A 1,847-nucleotide genomic window follows, 5' to 3' on the forward strand; every position below is an offset into this window, starting at 1 on the left:
CAAACCGCGCCCCTCAATTTTATGACAAGAAGAAGCGTAAGAATACGCTTTTTGGGTCACCTAATAATGATTTCGCAGTAGATATCGATAAAGGTTATCCTATTGACCTAGATTCCAAAGGTATACCCCTTAACTGTAAATTCCTTACTTCAGAGCAGAAAGAATACCTTGAAGGTAAACTCCAAGAAATAGAAAAAATAAATAATAAACTTTTTGAGGTAAAAGACCTAGCAAAGAAGACAGAACTCTTGAAAAAGCTGCGATCTCTTTATAAAGAGCTCCGTAAATGGCGAGAGAAAGTCACCACAGTAAAAGTGGAAGATGTAGTAGCAGAAGATACAAAGAGCTAGTCAACCCGCAAAGCTCCGGGGTGGTTATCAAAACTGTCCCAAAACTCTATGGGTCTAATTCTTATTGAACAAAATACCGGTCGACTGCTTATTCTGTTAGGCACCCCCCCCGACCAGAGTCTTTTACACGCCTATTTTGAGATGATAGGTAGCTTTGAAGACGCAAAGTACTACATCCCTGCACCCATTAAATATTTGTAAGGTAAACCTTAAGTCAAAATTCAGAAAACTCTGAGACGTGATGTGAAGATGCGGTACTGTGGTAATTACACGCACTCATTGTAAGGAGCCTACTCACCGATGAGCAATAAGAAACAGCACGATGAAGAGCATTCTAAAATATACAAAGTATGGTTATGGGTAAAACGGTGGTGGCTGCCTATTGCCATTCTGCTGATTACTAGTACCGGGCTAGCGTGTGCTCTCTCTATCCCACAGCAAGTTTTTGAAACCCCTAGAGAACCAGCCAACGATAAGAGTGCCCCCGTCTTACTGGCTCAGAGCAACCTCCGGTTAGCTTTTCTCTATATCACCGGTGGAGCTATCGCGGTGGTAGGTCTTATCGAAACTTTTCGCAAAAACAATAACGAAAAGCTCAAGAACGACCAGGACAAGGAGAAGAACGATAGAGAGCACCTGCGCCAGGTCAGGGCAGACCGACGTGAACGGTACACCAAAGCGGTAGAACAACTAGGCGATGAGAAATCCCCCATTCGCATGGGCGGCGTATACACGCTTGTTGGTCTCGTGGATGAGTGGCTTGAAGACGAGTCTATAGAAAAATATGAAGACAGACTCAAAGAAGGACAGGTTATTGTTAATAACCTCTGCGCCTATATACGCTCCCCGTTTACTCTCGCTTCTCATTATAATGAGTTATCTGAAGATGCCCCTTCGCTTGAGGGGATTTATAAAGATAAAAAAGAAGAATTCTACGTAGACAAAGCCATATTAGATTCCGAAGCAGACGTTCGCCTTAGTATTATTAAAGAAATTCACGACCGCATACAGGACCCAGACAAAAACACGCCGGGGGCGTGGTCAGGCTTTGAATACGATTTCTCGGGAAGCACCTTCTTCTACCCAATAGACCTTACAAACTCTTACTACGCAAAACCTATTAATTTCAGCGGCTCCACCTACAAGGGCTGGGCTGACTTCTGCGGCTCCACCTACCAGGCCTTGGCTGACTTCAGCCGCTCCACCTACCAGGGCAGGGTTGACTTCAACGGCTCCACCTACCAGGCCTTGGCTGACTTCCGCGGCTCCACCTACCAGGGCAGGGTTGACTTCAGCGGCTCCATCTACCAGGGCGGAGCTGACTTCAGCGGCTCCATCTACCAGGGCGGAGCTTACTTCACCTGCTCCACCTACACAGATTGGGCTGACTTCCGCGGCTCCACCTACACAGATTGGGCTTACTTCACCGGCTCCACCTACCAGGGCGGAGCTTACTTCACCGGCTCCACCTACACAGGTTGGGCTGACTTCCGCGAC

At 46.9% G+C, this 1,847-nt stretch carries 2 pseudogenes; both read left to right on the forward strand.

The window, feature by feature from the left end:
• Nucleotides 1-350 (forward strand): annotated as a pseudogene (locus HMPREF2981_RS10985) (hypothetical protein); the annotation flags it as partial.
• 300 nt (nt 351-650) lie between these two features.
• Nucleotides 651-1,847, forward strand: a pseudogene (locus HMPREF2981_RS00985) (hypothetical protein); the annotation flags it as partial.

Source organism: Rothia sp. HMSC069C01 (assembly GCF_001814655.1).
Classification (GTDB): domain Bacteria; phylum Actinomycetota; class Actinomycetes; order Actinomycetales; family Micrococcaceae; genus Rothia; species Rothia dentocariosa.